This window comes from Pseudoalteromonas sp. S1650 (assembly GCF_005887195.1).
Taxonomy (GTDB): Bacteria; Pseudomonadota; Gammaproteobacteria; order Enterobacterales; family Alteromonadaceae; genus Pseudoalteromonas; species Pseudoalteromonas simplex.
Map to the genome: position 1 here is coordinate 1 of NZ_PNDF01000078.1, position 14,414 is coordinate 14,414.

General features: G+C 40.0%; 14 protein-coding genes and 1 other RNA gene. 9 read left to right on the forward strand and 6 right to left on the reverse strand.

The window, feature by feature from the left end; genetic code table 11:
* Positions 1-584 precede the first annotated feature (584 nt).
* From petA to CWB80_RS19260, 5 genes are all read left to right on the forward strand, one after another.
* Positions 585-1,175 carry a ubiquinol-cytochrome c reductase iron-sulfur subunit gene (gene petA / locus CWB80_RS19240; protein WP_054554178.1) on the forward strand — a complete coding sequence of 197 codons (591 nt, stop codon included), beginning with the start codon at positions 585-587 and terminating at the stop codon, positions 1,173-1,175.
* Complete coding sequence (locus CWB80_RS19245) at positions 1,175-2,440, forward strand: cytochrome b (protein WP_054554179.1); 1,266 nt, start codon at positions 1,175-1,177, stop codon at positions 2,438-2,440. Before petA ends, CWB80_RS19245 begins: the two co-directional genes overlap by 1 nt.
* The gene (locus tag CWB80_RS19250) at positions 2,437-3,174 is read left to right on the forward strand and encodes a cytochrome c1 (protein WP_054554180.1); all 738 of its coding nucleotides are present in this window, start codon (positions 2,437-2,439) and stop codon (positions 3,172-3,174) included. Before CWB80_RS19245 ends, CWB80_RS19250 begins: the two co-directional genes overlap by 4 nt.
* 79 nt (positions 3,175-3,253) lie before the next feature.
* Positions 3,254-3,880 carry a stringent starvation protein SspA gene (sspA, locus tag CWB80_RS19255; protein WP_054554181.1) on the forward strand — a complete coding sequence of 209 codons (627 nt, stop codon included), beginning with the start codon at positions 3,254-3,256 and terminating at the stop codon, positions 3,878-3,880.
* Positions 3,880-4,320 carry a ClpXP protease specificity-enhancing factor gene (locus tag CWB80_RS19260; RefSeq protein WP_138602024.1) on the forward strand — a complete coding sequence of 147 codons (441 nt, stop codon included), beginning with the start codon at positions 3,880-3,882 and terminating at the stop codon, positions 4,318-4,320. Before sspA ends, CWB80_RS19260 begins: the two co-directional genes overlap by 1 nt.
* A 66-nt stretch (positions 4,321-4,386) precedes the next feature.
* On the opposite strand, the gene dolP is transcribed toward CWB80_RS19260, so the two are convergent.
* The 4 genes from dolP to CWB80_RS19280 are packed head-to-tail and all read right to left on the reverse strand — an operon-like array spanning position 4,387 to position 7,859.
* Positions 4,387-4,953, reverse strand: coding sequence for a division/outer membrane stress-associated lipid-binding lipoprotein (dolP, locus tag CWB80_RS19265; RefSeq protein ID WP_054554183.1), 567 nt, complete (start codon positions 4,951-4,953; stop codon positions 4,387-4,389).
* Positions 4,953-5,540 (reverse strand): SIS domain-containing protein, encoded by a 588-nt coding sequence (locus CWB80_RS19270; protein ID WP_138602022.1) that lies wholly within the window; start codon positions 5,538-5,540, stop codon positions 4,953-4,955. Before CWB80_RS19270 ends, dolP begins: the two co-directional genes overlap by 1 nt.
* Positions 5,541-5,572: 32 nt before the next feature.
* A complete protein-coding gene (locus CWB80_RS19275) occupies positions 5,573-5,944 on the reverse strand; it encodes a YraN family protein (protein WP_138602020.1) in 372 nt (123 codons plus the stop codon).
* A gap of 37 nt (positions 5,945-5,981) precedes the next feature.
* Positions 5,982-7,859 (reverse strand): penicillin-binding protein activator, encoded by a 1,878-nt coding sequence (locus tag CWB80_RS19280; protein ID WP_138602018.1) that lies wholly within the window; start codon positions 7,857-7,859, stop codon positions 5,982-5,984.
* A gap of 61 nt (positions 7,860-7,920) precedes the next feature.
* Here CWB80_RS19280 and rsmI point away from each other — a divergent pair, with 61 nt between their 5' ends.
* The 3 genes from rsmI to CWB80_RS19295 all read left to right on the forward strand — a co-directional run bounded on the left by rsmI (position 7,921) and on the right by CWB80_RS19295 (position 11,233).
* On the forward strand, positions 7,921-8,778 hold the full coding sequence (rsmI, locus tag CWB80_RS19285; protein WP_119852538.1) for a 16S rRNA (cytidine(1402)-2'-O)-methyltransferase: 858 nt from the start codon (positions 7,921-7,923) through the stop codon (positions 8,776-8,778).
* Positions 8,779-8,820: 42 nt separating this feature from the next.
* An RNA gene (rnpB, locus tag CWB80_RS19290) (RNase P RNA component class A) lies at positions 8,821-9,186 on the forward strand.
* A 124-nt stretch (positions 9,187-9,310) separates the two neighbouring features.
* Positions 9,311-11,233 carry a site-specific integrase gene (locus CWB80_RS19295; protein ID WP_138602016.1) on the forward strand — a complete coding sequence of 641 codons (1,923 nt, stop codon included), beginning with the start codon at positions 9,311-9,313 and terminating at the stop codon, positions 11,231-11,233.
* A gap of 172 nt (positions 11,234-11,405) precedes the next feature.
* Here the strand turns inward: CWB80_RS19295 and CWB80_RS19300 are convergent, their stop codons facing one another.
* Positions 11,406-11,807: a hypothetical protein gene (locus CWB80_RS19300; protein ID WP_138602014.1), complete on the reverse strand. Its 402-nt coding sequence runs from the start codon at positions 11,805-11,807 to the stop codon at positions 11,406-11,408.
* 492 nt (positions 11,808-12,299) lie between these two features.
* On the opposite strand from CWB80_RS19300, the gene CWB80_RS19305 reads away from it, so the two are divergent.
* On the forward strand, positions 12,300-13,553 hold the full coding sequence (locus CWB80_RS19305; RefSeq protein ID WP_138602012.1) for a hypothetical protein: 1,254 nt from the start codon (positions 12,300-12,302) through the stop codon (positions 13,551-13,553).
* Positions 13,554-13,665: 112 nt separating this feature from the next.
* On the opposite strand, the gene CWB80_RS22595 is transcribed toward CWB80_RS19305, so the two are convergent.
* Positions 13,666-14,414, reverse strand: a 749-nt coding sequence (locus CWB80_RS22595; protein ID WP_171041560.1) for a hypothetical protein, incomplete at its 5' end; no start/stop codon positions are given.

The window sequence follows — 14,414 nt, forward strand, 5'->3', positions numbered from 1 at the left end:
TGTTTTTATTTTTTTTTTTTTTTTTTTTTTTTTTTTTTTTTTTTTTTTTTTTTTTTTTTTTATTTTTTTTTTTTTTTTTTTTTTTTTGATAGATTATTGATGATAGCTGATATCTGATAGCTGATAGCTGATAGCTGAAGTACAAAAACCTACCTTTTTTCGTTCGATATTTAACCGCTGTTAATAATAAGTACGCATTACAGTAAAAAAACTTCAAGATTTAGCAAAATTAGCTTAAATCCATCAGTTAATTGATGAAATTTTTTGCTACAATTGGGGGGCAAGTAATGTGAGTGAGTTCAACAACAGCTAATGCAGAATTCTGTTTCCTCTTAGTGAGGTTGATCTTGGTCAGTATATTGTTTTTTTATATGCGTTATCATAACCAGCGGCTTCATACTCGAGCTAACCTAAATTAATAATCTATTAAATAGGGTTTATTCGAGCATGAGACTGTGAATAACCTTGTTTTAATCAAGGGTTTTAATTATGATCGCGTCTATTTTGAAATTTCTAAAAATTAACCTGCTGTAACTGATGTTCTCAATATGGCAAGTGTTGGGAATCATAGTGGAGATAAGTGGATGAGCAATGCGCCTGTAGACAATGGCCGACGTCGCTTTTTAACCATAGCTACCTCTGTTGTTGGTGGTGTTGGTGCGGCTGGGGCTGCTGTTCCTTTTATTGCGTCTTGGAATCCAAGTGAGCGAGCTAAATCTGCGGGTGCGCCTGTAGAAGTAGATATCAGCAAGCTTGAGCCAGGACAATTAATACGTGTTGAGTGGCGAGGAAAACCTGTTTGGGTTATTAATCGTACACCAAGAATGCTTGAACAGATGAAAGAACATGAAGGTCAACTTCGTGATCCTGCGTCTGAAGAGCCTCAACAACCTGAATCATCAACCAATGAATATCGTTCGCAACGTCCTGAGATCTTCGTTGCTGTTGGTATTTGTACGCACTTAGGTTGTTCTCCTAGCTTCCTACAAGGTGGCTTTGGTGAGAAAGTAGAGGGCACAGACGACGGTTTCTTCTGTCCGTGTCACGGTTCTAAATTTGATATGGCTGGTCGTGTATTCCAATCTGTACCTGCACCATTAAATCTAGAAATTCCTCCGTATACCTTCCTTGATGACACGACTATTCTAGTCGGTGAAGAAAAAGGAGTGGCGTAATGTTTGGTAAAATTATTGGTTGGATCGACGATCGTATTCCAATGACACGTGTTTGGAACATGCATATTGCACAGTATCCAGCACCAAAAAACTTTAACTTCTGGTACTTCTTTGGCTCTCTAGCCATGTTAGTACTTGTTAACCAAATCGTAACTGGTATCTGGTTAACAATGAACTTCGTACCATCTGCTGAAGGTGCTTTCGCATCGGTAGAATACATCATGCGTGATGTTGAATACGGTTGGTTACTTCGTTACCTTCACTCAACAGGTGCATCAGCGTTCTTTATCGTTGTATACCTGCACATGTTCCGTGGCATGATCTACGGTTCTTACCAAAAACCACGTGAATTACTGTGGTTATTCGGTATGTTCATCTTCTTAGCGCTTATGGCTGAAGCTTTCATGGGTTACTTACTTCCTTGGGGACAAATGTCTTTCTGGGGTGCACAGGTAATCATTTCACTATTCGGTGCGATTCCGGTTATTGGTGATGATTTAACGCTTTGGATCCGTGGTGACTACGTAATTTCTGGTGCTACGCTTAACCGCTTCTTTGCACTACACGTAATTGCATTACCTTTAGTAATCGTTATCTTAGTATTCTTACACATTGTTGCACTACACGAAGTGGGTTCAAACAACCCAGATGGTGTTGAAATCAAGCGTAAGAAAGGCACTGTAGCTGAAGAAGATAAGCCTAAATTCAAATTCCACGAGTATTACACCAACAAGAAAGACATTGTTGATGCAATCCCGTTCCACCCTTACTACACAGTAAAAGATATTGTGGGTGTGGTTGGTTTCTTAATCTTATTCTGTTGGGTTGTATTCTTTATGCCTGCGATGAATGGTTTCTTCTTAGAAGCGCCAAACTTCGAAGCAGCTAACCCGCTGAAAACACCAGAGCACATTTTCCCAGTTTGGTACTTTACGCCATTCTACGCAATCCTACGTGCAATCCCTAACAAGTTAATGGGTGTTGTGGCGATGGGTGCATCTATCGTAGTGCTTGCGTTACTACCTTGGATTGACCGTGGTTCGGTTCGCTCTATTCGTTATCGTTGTGGCTTACACAAGTTAAACATCGCACAATTCGTGGTAACTTTCGTTATCTTGGGTTGGGTTGGTGCTACACCACAAACTGATTTCAAAACGCTGTTATCACAAATTACGACTGTGACATACTTCATGTTCTTCGTATTGTTATTTGTTTACAGCAAGAATGAGAAAACTAAGCCATTACCAACGAGGTTGACGAAATGATGAAAAAGCTAATTATCGGTTTATTCGCATTGTTGCCATCGTTGACAATGGCAGCAGGTCCTTCGGTTCCTTTAATGGATGCGAACATTGACCTTAAAGATAACGCATCTTTACAGCGCGGTGCTAAATTGTTCATGAACTACTGTCTTGGTTGTCACCAAATGCAGTATCAACGTTATGAGCGTACGTTCCGCGATATCGGTATTCCTACTGAGATTGGTCAAGAGCAACTAATTTTTGATGGCTCAAAAGTAGGTAGCCACATCAAAAATGCGATTGATAAAGATGACGCAGCTAAATGGTTTGGCGCAGCGCCACCGGATCTTACGCTTGTAGCGCGAGTTCGTGGTACTGACTGGATCTATACTTACCTGAAGTCATTCTATAAAGATGAATCTCGTCCGTTTGGCGTAAACAACGTTGTTTTCCCATCGGTAGGTATGCCACACGTTCTTCAAGAACTACAAGGCTTACCAACACCAATCACTGAAGAAGTGGAAGAACATGGTCACACAGTGACTAAAGTTGTTGGCGTTGAGACAGATGGTTCTGGTGAAATGAGTGTTGACGAGTACGATCGTGCTGCTCGTGACTTAACTAACTTCTTAGCTTACGTTGGCGAGCCGTCACGTTTAGAGTCAGAAGCGTTAGGTCTAAAGGTAATTGGTTTCCTAGTGATTCTATTTATCTTGGCATTCATGCTGAAGAAAGAATACTGGAGAGATGTTCACTAATCCTGGGCATTTTGAAAGGTAGTTTTGTGATAGGGGCTTAAGCCCCTATTGCTGTTTTTGTAATATAATGGAGGTAGGCATGGCCGTAGCTGCCAATAAGCGCCCTGTAATGACCCTGTTTTCTGGTGCTAACTGTATGTATAGCCATCAAGTACGTATCGTACTTGCTGAAAAAGGTGTAAGTGTTGACATTCACCTGGCTGAAAAGGATAACCTGCCAGAAGCACTTCATGAGATTAACCCTTACGGTACAGTACCAACACTGATCGATCGTGAGCTTGGTTTATATCAGGCAAACATCATCATGGAATACCTTGATGAACGTTTCCCTCATCCTCCACTAATGCCAGTTTATCCGGTTATGCGTGGCCGTAGTCGTCTGATGATGCATCGTATCGACACGGATTGGTATAGCCTAGCTAACAAAATCACTAGCGGTAGCAGCGAAGCTGCGCAAGCACGTAAAGAGCTGACAGAAGCGTTACTTGCAATTGCACCAATCTTCTCTGAAGCACCTTACTTCATGAGTGAAGAGTTCAGCTTAGTTGATTGTTACTTAGCACCATTACTTTGGCGTTTACCTGAGCTTGGCATTGAGCTTAATGGTGCAGGCGCGAAAGAGCTTAAAGAATACATGTTGCGTTTATTTGAGCGTGAATCATTCCAAGCTTCACTAACTGAAGCAGAGCGTGAGATCCGTTTATAATGACGCCTAATCGTCCTTATTTACTACGCGCTTTCTTTGATTGGATTGTTGATAATCAGTGCACACCACACTTAGTGGTTAACGCTGATTTTCCTGCTGTACAAGTACCAACACAGTTTGTGCAAGACGGTCAGATCGTTTTGAACATTAGCCCATCAGCGGTAACACAATTTGCAATGGACAACCAACAGCTTAGCTTTAATGCGCGCTTTGGTGGCCAACCAATGCAAGTGTACGTACCTATGGGTGCTGTGCTCGCAATTTATGCACGTGAGAATGGTGAAGGGACTGTATTTACTGCAGAAGAATTCATCGAGGACGAAGACGATTTTGCTCCGGTATTAGAAAGTGTTGAAACACCTGACGATATTACGCCAGATGATGAACCAACTGCTAAACCAGAGAAGAAAAAAGGTGCTCACTTACGAGTGATTAAGTAACCTTAGTCAGACAAAAGAAAACCCGCTATTTAGCGGGTTTTTTATTATTAATTAACTATTTTAGCGTTACAGATATTCAAACACTTTAATAACACGTTCAACGCCTGATACGTTACGTGCTACATCAACCGCCAAATTCGCTTCAGAATCGCTCACTAAGCCCATTAAAAAGACTTCGCCATTCTCTGTTACTACTTTGATGTTATTGCTGCTGATGCTTTCTGTGGTGAGCAATTGCGTTTTCACTTTAGAAGTTAACCAAGAGTCGTGCGTTTGCGTACTCATACCAATATTTGAACCAATGCGAATTTGGTTGTGGATTTTACGAATGCCATCAACGCCTTCAATAGCGCGTTGTGCTTCGTCTTTCATTTCTGCGTTAGCAACTTGGCCAATCATAAGCACAATACCATTGACGCTGATAACGTTTACGTTGGCAAATTTATGTAGTCGCTCATTTTCGCTAATAGCGATAGAGCTTTTAATTTCGATGTTGTTATCGTCGATTTGTGAACCGATTGTGCGGCGATCATTCGCGGCAGTTACAGCGCCCGCTGTACCGGCGACAACGGCAGCTGCACAGCCTTGCAGCAATAAAACGGTACTAATAACAATTAAAGACTGTTTAAACATTAATTTTCTTCCTGTGGGAATAAGGTTAAATCGATAAGTTCACTGAGGCAGTGCAAATTCACTAAATGCGACTCAACGATACGGCTTGGGCGCTTTGATGGCACACGAATTTCAACGTCATTTGGGCCAAGTAAGCCAACTAATTCACCACCGTCATCACCAACAAGCACAATCACTTTCATATCACGAGTCAGTGCCGCTTCAACTGCTGAGATAATTTGCTTTTCATTACCATTAACTGCAATTGCTAATAAAAGGTCGCCTTGCTGAGCAAATGCACGAATTTGTCGTGCAAAGGTTTCGTGCTCATCGTTATTGGCTGCTGCGCCTAAGTTAACTTGATCTTGTGCAAGCGCAACTGCGGGTAGGCAAGGGCGCTCGGTTTCATAAAAGTTAATTAATAGCCCTGCCATGTGCTGTGCCAACATATGACAGCTAGGAGTGCCACAACATAGCAGCTTATTGCCGTTAATGAGGCTTTGTGCAATGGTGAATGCTGCTGATTCAAGTGCGCTTGGCAGTACTTCACCTGCCGCTATTTGAACTTGAATATTTTCAGTAAAGATTTTTTTTATCGTTTCTTGCATAACCTACCAAATTAAGCCGACGCCAAACGGCGTTAGTAAACGTTTTTAAACCAGTTTAGGGTGCTGTTAAGCTCACCTGTTATAGCGACATAATCTATCCGCATAGACTGGTTTGAGATTTTTTTCTCGGCAAGATAATGGCTAATCGTGCGCCGTAATCGTTGCTGCTTTTGTTTGCTGAGGGCATAGTTTGCGCCACCACGCAAGGCGTTTTTTCTAAATTTTACTTCTACAAATACCAGCGTTTGCCCGTCACGCATTATTAGGTCTAGCTCACCGTATTTACATAAGTAATTGCGTTCAATGGCTTTTAAACCATGTTGTATTAAATATTGTTCAGCCTGTTTTTCGTAATACAGGCCTTTTTCGCGGCTATTTTGCCATAATTGCTTAAACCAAGACATAGCTTCATCCTTGAGCTATTACTACGTTTTAAAAAGATTATTCAGCAGCGTTAATTCCAAAGGCAGATTGCATAAATAATGGAATTGGTTGCTCAGTCGCTAAATCAACCGCAATAATTTGTTTATTCTTGTACTGTGCCCAATCTAAAGTGCGCGTAACATAGCCATTGCTGGCAATGCTCAGTTGACCACTGATACCACTAAAGCGTTTACCTTGCACCATGCTTAATTGCTTCACATCACCTAGCATACTGGCTGCATCGAATGCCATGGCAAATAAGCGCTGGCTTATATCTGCGTTTTCTGGCCATAAACTTTCGTATTGCTGGCGTAAATTGTGTTGTTGAATTTGACCATCAAGCATCCAAGGTAGTTCCGTAAAATATAGACCATCTAAGTCGCCTTTATCGGTTCTATCGATTTGTTTACTGTGGCTTTTTGAGCTGGCATAAAGCGGAATACGCTCAGCAAAAGTACTCACGTTTACGTCTAAATAGGGCTTGATTAAGCGCGTTTCAGTAGCATCACCTAAAATATAAATCACATCAATATCGCTGCGCGAGCGAGTTTCACTTTCAACTTCTTGCTTGAATAACGATTTGGCAACTTTAATTCGCTCTTTACTTTGGTCTACTTCAAGTAAGCCTGTGATGGTCTTTGGCATGTCGTCTTTGCCAGAGTAAAGCCCGATTTGCGGTTTAACTTCGCTATAGCGTTGCCATTGGGTATTGAAGTACTCAACTAAGCGTTGGCCGTTACTATTATTTGGTGCTAGCAGCATCGGCTTTTGGTAACCCGCTGTTAAAAATCGCTCCAGTGCTTGCTGAACTTCGTGCTCAGGGCTTAGTGCAAAGAAAAAGTGCTGCTGTGAAATTCGCTCACCATCAAAGGTGTTTAAATGCATCACTGGGTAATCAACTAGTGTTTGAGCGTTGGTTAGCTTTTCGATATTAGTTTTTAATAAAGGGCCGATAACAAAATCAGCATTGAATTCGCTGAGTTTAAGTGTAATTTCAGCGGCTGATAGCGACTCATCAATAAATAATGTTTGTTCTAATGATTTTCCATCTAAGGCAGCAAGCACACCTGCTTTTAGTGCATCACCTAATCGCTCATTGGCGCCTGATTGAGGGAGTAGTACTGCGAGGCGGTTTACATTTAAAGGTTCAATTTGTACTAGCTCTGTTACCTTTTTAGGCAGCACCTCAGCTGCTGGGTGACCCGGGTAGCGACGCAGCCAGTTGTTCATTGCTTGATGAAGCTCAACAGGCGCACCTAAATACACTTGGTGATAGAGCGCTAAATTGACCCAACCTTGTTGCACCACAGAGCCACGATTAAAACGCTCAAGTGCGTACGATGAAAGCTGGGTTAGGCTTTGCCATAAATCTTTGTTTAGATTGGCAACGATAAAATTGTTTTCGCTGCTAAGTGTTGATGCTTTAAAAAAGAAAGGCATTGCCCGTTTTGGCATACCTTGCGATGCATAAACGCGCGCAGTTAAATATTGGTGCCATGCTTGATGTTCAGGCTGGCTTAACTGTGGCTCGAGTTGCTGTAACTGAGCTAAAGCTAAATCACTTTTGCCTTGATGCTCTTGTGCAAGAGCAATGTAAAGTTTGTTTTGAATTTGGTCTACACTTGGGGTCGCTTCTAGTTCAAGGCAGACTTTTTCTAGTAGTGCCCAGCGCTCCTCACTGATAGCCGCATCACGCGCAGTGTATAAAAGCTGTATTTTATCTGCGCCTTGACGATTTAGCGCTGCTTGGTACATAGATTGTGCGTCGGTTAGCTGTGATAGGGCAATATTCGATTGGCCCGATTGATTTTCTGCACTATTTCGAGGTTTTTCGGTTGTGCTACAAGCCGATAACCCTGACAATACAATTAATAGACTAACAAGTTTAAGTCGCACAATGATTTCCCGATACGTTAACGCGATTTGCTTATATTACTGACTGACGCAGGAGACCTCAATGTTAAATGAGGACAATTCAGATAAAATCGGCACTCTTTACATTGTTGCCACGCCTATTGGTAACTTTGATGACATTAGCCAGCGTGCCATCCAAACCCTATCTGAGGTTGACTTAATAGCCGCTGAAGATACTCGTCACACAGGAAAGTTGTTAAGCCATTTTAATATCAAAGCAAAAACCTTTGCTTTACATGACCATAACGAGAAACAAAAAGCACAACAAATTGTAGATTGGTTAGAGCAAGGAATGAACATTGCACTGGTTTCTGACGCCGGCACGCCACTTATTAGCGACCCAGGTTATGCGGTGGTTAATTTATGCCGTGAACAAGGCGCGCACGTCACGCCGGTGCCGGGGGCATGTGCTGCAATTACCGCGGTGTGTTGTTCTGGTTTACCAACAGATCGTTTTCAGTTTATTGGTTTTACACCTGCAAAGAGTAAAGCAAGGCAGAGCTTTTTTATCGAAGCGGTAAACTCAGGTATTACTAGCATCATGTATGAAAGTACCCACCGTATAATGGCGAGCCTTGATGATTTAGAAGCAGCTCTCGGTGCAGAGCAGCCAGTAGTGTTTGCCAAAGAACTTACCAAAACTTTCGAAACTTTTTTCAATGGCACAGTTGCCGAGCTAAAACAGTTCTTAACGGATGATCCCACTAAGCAGCGTGGTGAAATCGTACTGATGCTCCCGGGTAAAGCAAAGCAAAGTGACGATATTCCAGAAGATGCGCGCCGCATGCTAGGTTTACTCGAAGCCGAAATGCCACTGAAAAAAGCCTGTGGTGTTGTGGCTGAGTATTTTGGTTTGAAGAAAAACGCACTTTATAAAGCAATTATTGACGAAAAAGGCTAATTCTTTACTGCATAGACGTGCGCGCTCAGGTATACTGCGCGCCGAGTCAGCCGAGATAATCGCTGCCTGCAACGAAAATGCGCAGGGGGAGGAAAGTCCGGGCTCCACAGGGCAGGGTGCCAGCTAACAGCTGGGGGGCGCGAGCCTACGACAAGTGCAGCAGAGAGGAGACCGCCAACTTCGGTTGGTAAGGGTGAAAGGGTGCGGTAAGAGCGCACCGGGCCACTGGTAACAGTTGGTTGCAAGGTAAACTCCACCCGGAGCAAGACCAAATAGGGTTCTATCATTTTAAATAATGAACGCGTGGCCCACGTGAGAACCGGGTAGGTTGCTTGAGCCATAGAGCAATTTATGGCCTAGACGAATGATTATCCACGACAGAACCCGGCTTATTGGCAGACTCAAAAATTTCCATAACCGCTTGAATCATCAAGCGGTTTTTGGAAACTTTTTTAATACCTAGTTCAGTGTGACACATTGTGTGCCACCTACTGTGACACCGAAAAACAGCAATCTCTTATTCGAGGTAGTTATGAAAGCTGTAATCGGTGCAGATCACTTGTTCATTCGCAAGAATGTTTTTTACTTTCGCTATAAATTACGCAACCTATTCTATAAGAAAGATATTCGTCTTTCTCTCAAAACGTCCAAGCTTGAGCTAGCTTTGCATAGCATGGAAGAGCTAAGTCCTTTCATCAATACATTAAAATCTCTACCCATTATTTTGCGATACTCTGATAGACTGGTTATAGAAAAAGTCACAAAATCAGTAATTTTGAACATGAAAAAAGTATTGGAAACTCAAGATATTGATAGGATTATAAAGGAAGAAGAAGCATCTTTCATACAACACCATAAAAGGCTTATGCAAGCTAGTAGGATTAGTGTTGATGAGGAGTTAAGTTATGAATCATATTTCCCCGTAATCTCTGATGATACTCGTTACGCATTTAGTCTGCTTTGCGAGAGGCACGAATCATTGAATGATTTATTGGCCAATGAAAACTTCGAAGGGAAGCCTGAGCTGTTAGGGCTAGTTCTTGCGTGTGTGAAGCTATCTGTTTTAAAAAGCACAAGGAGCCTAGAGCAAATTTTCCAAGACGAGACGATGGATCAGGAAGTGCGTCTTATGGCGCATCAAATGTTTACTGAGCAATTTAAAAATGAATCTACGAAGAGCTCTTCACTGAAAAGTGCTGAAACGTTGTTTAATTTTAAATATAGCGAACTTGGAGTAAGCCGCACTGAGATCAATAGATTAGTATCTCAGTATGGATATCAACCTCCCAATAGTGATGAAGATTACAGGGTGTTTCATGAAAAATTAAAAGAATCAAGACAGCTACTCAAACGTTACTCTCTAACAACAATCAATAAAGATATTGTTAGTTCTAGGGAAATTGAAGCTTTAGTTGAGCGTGAGCGGAGCCATGTTGCTAATGACGAAAAATCTTTGAATAACAACGTAGGTAAGCTATTTAGTGAAGTATATACAGAGTTTTTAGAGCATAAAATAGTAAAAGAGAAACTTAGTAATAAGATTCAACAGGATTATGAGCGATTTTACGAAGTATGGCAGCTACTTACAAATGATAAAGACATAACAAAGTATGAACCAAAAGATATAGGTTTATTTATAGACCAATGTTTTGACTTACCAAAAATGAATGTGGCACCATTCAATAAAATGTCTATGTCTGAGCGTATTTCGGCTGATGTGCCTGAAGATAAGCGTATCGCCCCAAAATCGGTTCAAGGTTATTACAAATGGTTGCAGAGTGTATTCGCTTATGCTTCTAGAGATACCGTAAGCTACATCAAGCGCTCTCCATGTAATATAAAAAGAGATTTCACGCAGAACAAGCGTGGTCCATTTACAGACTCTGAATTAAGGCTATTGCAACAATACGCATTGGCTGAAAGCGTCTCTTGGAAAAAGTGGTGTATATTACTTGCAATATATACAGGTGCTAGGCGAGGTGAGTTGTTCCAACTAAAAGTTGAAGATATCAAGATTGATTCAGATAGTAGTCTATACTACATACTAATCTCAGATGAACATGAAGGGCAAAAGATTAAAACTGAGAATGCTCGTAGGCGTATTCCTCTTCATCCCAAGCTTATCGAGTTTGGTATTCTAGATATGCTCACACAATCAACTGGAAGGTTATTACAGGGAGTTGACAATCGAAATAGCATTACAGCTTGGTTCGGTCGGATTATGGCTAAGTTAGGTATTGAATCAGCTAATGAGTTATCACATACCCGCTCTTTCCATAGCTTTAGACATTCGTTTATTTCTAAAATTCGAAATGAGTCACCAAGCCTCGACTTACATCTTTTGCAGCAAGTTGTTGGGCATGAACTATCCAAGGGTGGAATTACTGATAATTACACACATAGAACAGCTCCACTTAAACAGCTTCAAAGAGTTGTGAATATGTATCTTATCTGATGGATTTAGCAGTAACCTGAAGAATAGGTTTATTCGCGTTAATAAACCTATTTAGTTAACGCTGGACATAGTTGATTTTTCATAAACTTGTTAGGGTAGTAACAATTGGTATCTACAATGTTTAAATGTTTATATGAAGTGGTTTATTTTTTGTTTTTATAAATGGTTGATTTTATATGTTTTTTCGATTATTTGCATCATGCAATAAAGTTTCAATAGCTTCCTGAAATTCATTTTTACCAATAGCATGAGGATCAAAAGTTTTTTGGTGAGTCGTCTCTAAATATGTGCATACCTTCTCTAAAATTGAGTGCTCAACCGTTAATGTTCTTTTCCCTTCTCTTGATCTTACTTTTCGGCAATGTCCTTTCCATGTTTCATATGAAATATGATCTAGTTCATTAATAAACTTGTGTAACTTAAACATAAACCTCTTTACTGCAGGATGGGTTGCTGCTGGGTTAAAGTCGTGAATAGCATCGATAACCTCTTTGTTAGTCAGTCGGTTGGTAACGCCATGAAAATTATTGATATTTTTGTTTGAGGTTAATTGTTTTTCCCAAGTTTCTACCATTTTCGATTTACTGTTCTTGAGTTGGCGAAGCAGGGCAATTCGGTGCAGTATGATGTCTGAGTATAGTATCTCCCTTTTCCTCATAAGAATCCTCATCTTGCCTAAAAACTTCCAATTCGATAATACTCAAATTGGCATGTGATTGTCTAGATTTTCACTATAAATCTGGTTTTCGCAAACCATGATATATATAGATTATCAAACCAGGACATCTAGGATTTACAATTCGTGACATCTAGGTTTCATAATTCGTGACATCTAGGTTTCATAATTCGTGACATCTAGGTTTCATAATTCGTGACATCTAGGTTTGGTTTAGCTTCTTTTGACGTCCAAAATTAAATCTTAAAATATGTTTAATTGAAAAGTGTAAACCCTAATGCAACTAAAATGAGGAAGTTTTTCTGTGGTTAATTTAGCCATAAAAGAGCTGTAATACAGCAGAGTAACTTTCTTAACCAATATTAAAAATAATGTATTAGGAGAATCTCTATGTACCACAGAAAGCCAAAAGTAGGTGACCACACTAACTTCAATGATCATAAAATTGAAACGGAATTAAAGAGGCTTTATGGGGATTTCGTAATCGGTTCGAATGATGAAGTTAAGAAACATTTCTTATCGCCAGATAATGTTATTAATGTAATATCGAAAAAGCGAGTGACGATGCAGCAAAACTCCTTATTAGAAAAATATTTGTGTTCACCTAGTCAGAACTTAACACTTGATTGCGATAAGATTACGTTTAATGCAAACATATCAGAAAACGATATGAAGCGGTTTCGCAATAACTTTGGTGTGGTAAAAACTAAAGAGAGAAAAAACTTATTGATCGTTAGGCAGCGTCCGCCTCAATGTGATGAAGAAAGGAAAGGTCGCTTTATTTGTTCCCGCGTTTTTACAATCTATGCTTCGACTAACTTAAATAGCAAGGTTTTTATTTATCTATGTGTGGATAAAAATAATTGGGTCTTACATGTGGCTTTTACTCCAAGGTTATTTGCTGATATTGAGTTGGCTGCTATTTTTCACCATATTTTAACAACACTCGGTAAGACTCGATACCTACAAGTTATTTCGAAAGCTCGCCTTTCAAGAATTGATATAGGGTTTAATTTGCCCAATATCAGTAAAGCTTGTTTAGTTGCTATGCCTAAACATAGAAGGTGTACTGTGAGTAATCATTATCCAAACAGCGATGAACAGGCTTATTTATTTACTCAGGAAGATAACAGGGTGTCAGAGAGTTATTACTGTGGGTCGCAGAAGGGAAGCCATTTGCTAGTGTACGACCGTTATCTCAGAGTATTAAACCTGACGGGGGATGACCTAAATCTAATGGCAAGAGTCGAATATCGACACAAATTACATGCGGATAAAGCATTTCTAACAGTTGAAATGCTCAGTATGTTAAAGCCTAAGTTGCATTTATATAAGTTTGTTAGCCCTTGGATTTTTAAGGCGATATCAGCTCCTGTGATTGAATTGATGGTTACCAATCAGGGGTTGGCTGGAATTACTCGTGCATGGTTCGAGGCCAAAAAGGAACTGTCGGAGCGAAGTTATAGTATTGATTGTCGTAAACGCAAAAGAAAAGGTAGCTTATCACTTAAAGAAAAGTGGCTAATGAATGAACAGAAAGCCCTGTTAGAACGCTATCAACATTTAATTTTGAATCCTAAGGTTTCTTCACATCAGATCAAAGAGTTCATCATGAATAATGATGAGCACTTGAGAGCGCTTTGATCTGGTGTTGCTAAAAAAACTTGGTTAGTTACTTATCTGAGACAAGTGTATTTGAGTTTGAGAGTAGCTAAAGGTCATGTTAATCACCATTAACATGACCTTTTAGTTTTAGTTATTTTTCTTGCTCTAAGTCAATATTTAGCTCTTGTTGACAAGTATGTAGCTGACTGAAAAAGAATAACCACTTATCCATATTAGTTTGAACTGATAAATCATGCTTTTCTAATGATATGATGGTGAATTGCGGAATTACATTTTGCATAAGCACTATCTTTATGGTGTATTGTGGTGTAATAGATAGAAAGCCTTTCTTTCCATAAGTGATTTTCAAGGCCTTATCTTCTTTTAATATTTCGACATCTTCATATAATGTTTCTAAGCATGTTAGAGAGGCATATGTACTTTTATATGGAGATCCCATAAATCCAAAAGTGAAAATTTGATCCATGTACCCCAGTCTATTCAATTCTTTAGCAAGGCTTGAGTTTGGAGTATTAGCCAAATATTCCTTTGTTTGCGTTTTAATGAGTTCAGAATATACCTGCTCTTGTTTTATTAATTCAGATGATTTTTTCTGTAACTTACTGTAAAGAGAAAGATAGCTTTTGTATATTTCAGTTGAGCGGTTTGATAAATTTGTAGTCCTTGAAGTTATATCCTTGTTAAAAGGAAGATTTTTAATGGCAGTTTGGTTTCTGTTGATTCTTTCTATTAGAGTGTTTATCTCCTCTAAGGTTGGTATGCTTTCTGCCCAGTAATGATCTTTAATGAAACCCGAATTCAGATAATAAGTGCACCACTCATGGTTAAACGGTGAGAAGAGATCAACTGCCTGTTGGTGGTACTCTATCGTCGCCACAC

Bases quoted from the DNA above. Each gene is read 5' to 3' on its own strand.
- petA (WP_054554178.1), top strand. From the start codon at position 585: ATGAGCAATGCGCCTGTAGACAATGGCCGACGTCGCTTTTTAACCATA.
- CWB80_RS19245 (WP_054554179.1), top strand. From the start codon at position 1,175: ATGTTTGGTAAAATTATTGGTTGGATCGACGATCGTATTCCAATGACA.
- CWB80_RS19250 (WP_054554180.1), top strand. From the start codon at position 2,437: ATGATGAAAAAGCTAATTATCGGTTTATTCGCATTGTTGCCATCGTTG.
- sspA (WP_054554181.1), top strand. From the start codon at position 3,254: ATGGCCGTAGCTGCCAATAAGCGCCCTGTAATGACCCTGTTTTCTGGT.
- CWB80_RS19260 (WP_138602024.1), top strand. From the start codon at position 3,880: ATGACGCCTAATCGTCCTTATTTACTACGCGCTTTCTTTGATTGGATT.
- dolP (WP_054554183.1), bottom strand. From the start codon at position 4,953: ATGTTTAAACAGTCTTTAATTGTTATTAGTACCGTTTTATTGCTGCAA.
- CWB80_RS19270 (WP_138602022.1), bottom strand. From the start codon at position 5,540: ATGCAAGAAACGATAAAAAAAATCTTTACTGAAAATATTCAAGTTCAA.
- CWB80_RS19275 (WP_138602020.1), bottom strand. From the start codon at position 5,944: ATGTCTTGGTTTAAGCAATTATGGCAAAATAGCCGCGAAAAAGGCCTG.
- rsmI (WP_119852538.1), top strand. From the start codon at position 7,921: ATGTTAAATGAGGACAATTCAGATAAAATCGGCACTCTTTACATTGTT.
- CWB80_RS19295 (WP_138602016.1), top strand. From the start codon at position 9,311: ATGAAAGCTGTAATCGGTGCAGATCACTTGTTCATTCGCAAGAATGTT.
- CWB80_RS19300 (WP_138602014.1), bottom strand. From the start codon at position 11,807: ATGGTAGAAACTTGGGAAAAACAATTAACCTCAAACAAAAATATCAAT.
- CWB80_RS19305 (WP_138602012.1), top strand. From the start codon at position 12,300: ATGTACCACAGAAAGCCAAAAGTAGGTGACCACACTAACTTCAATGAT.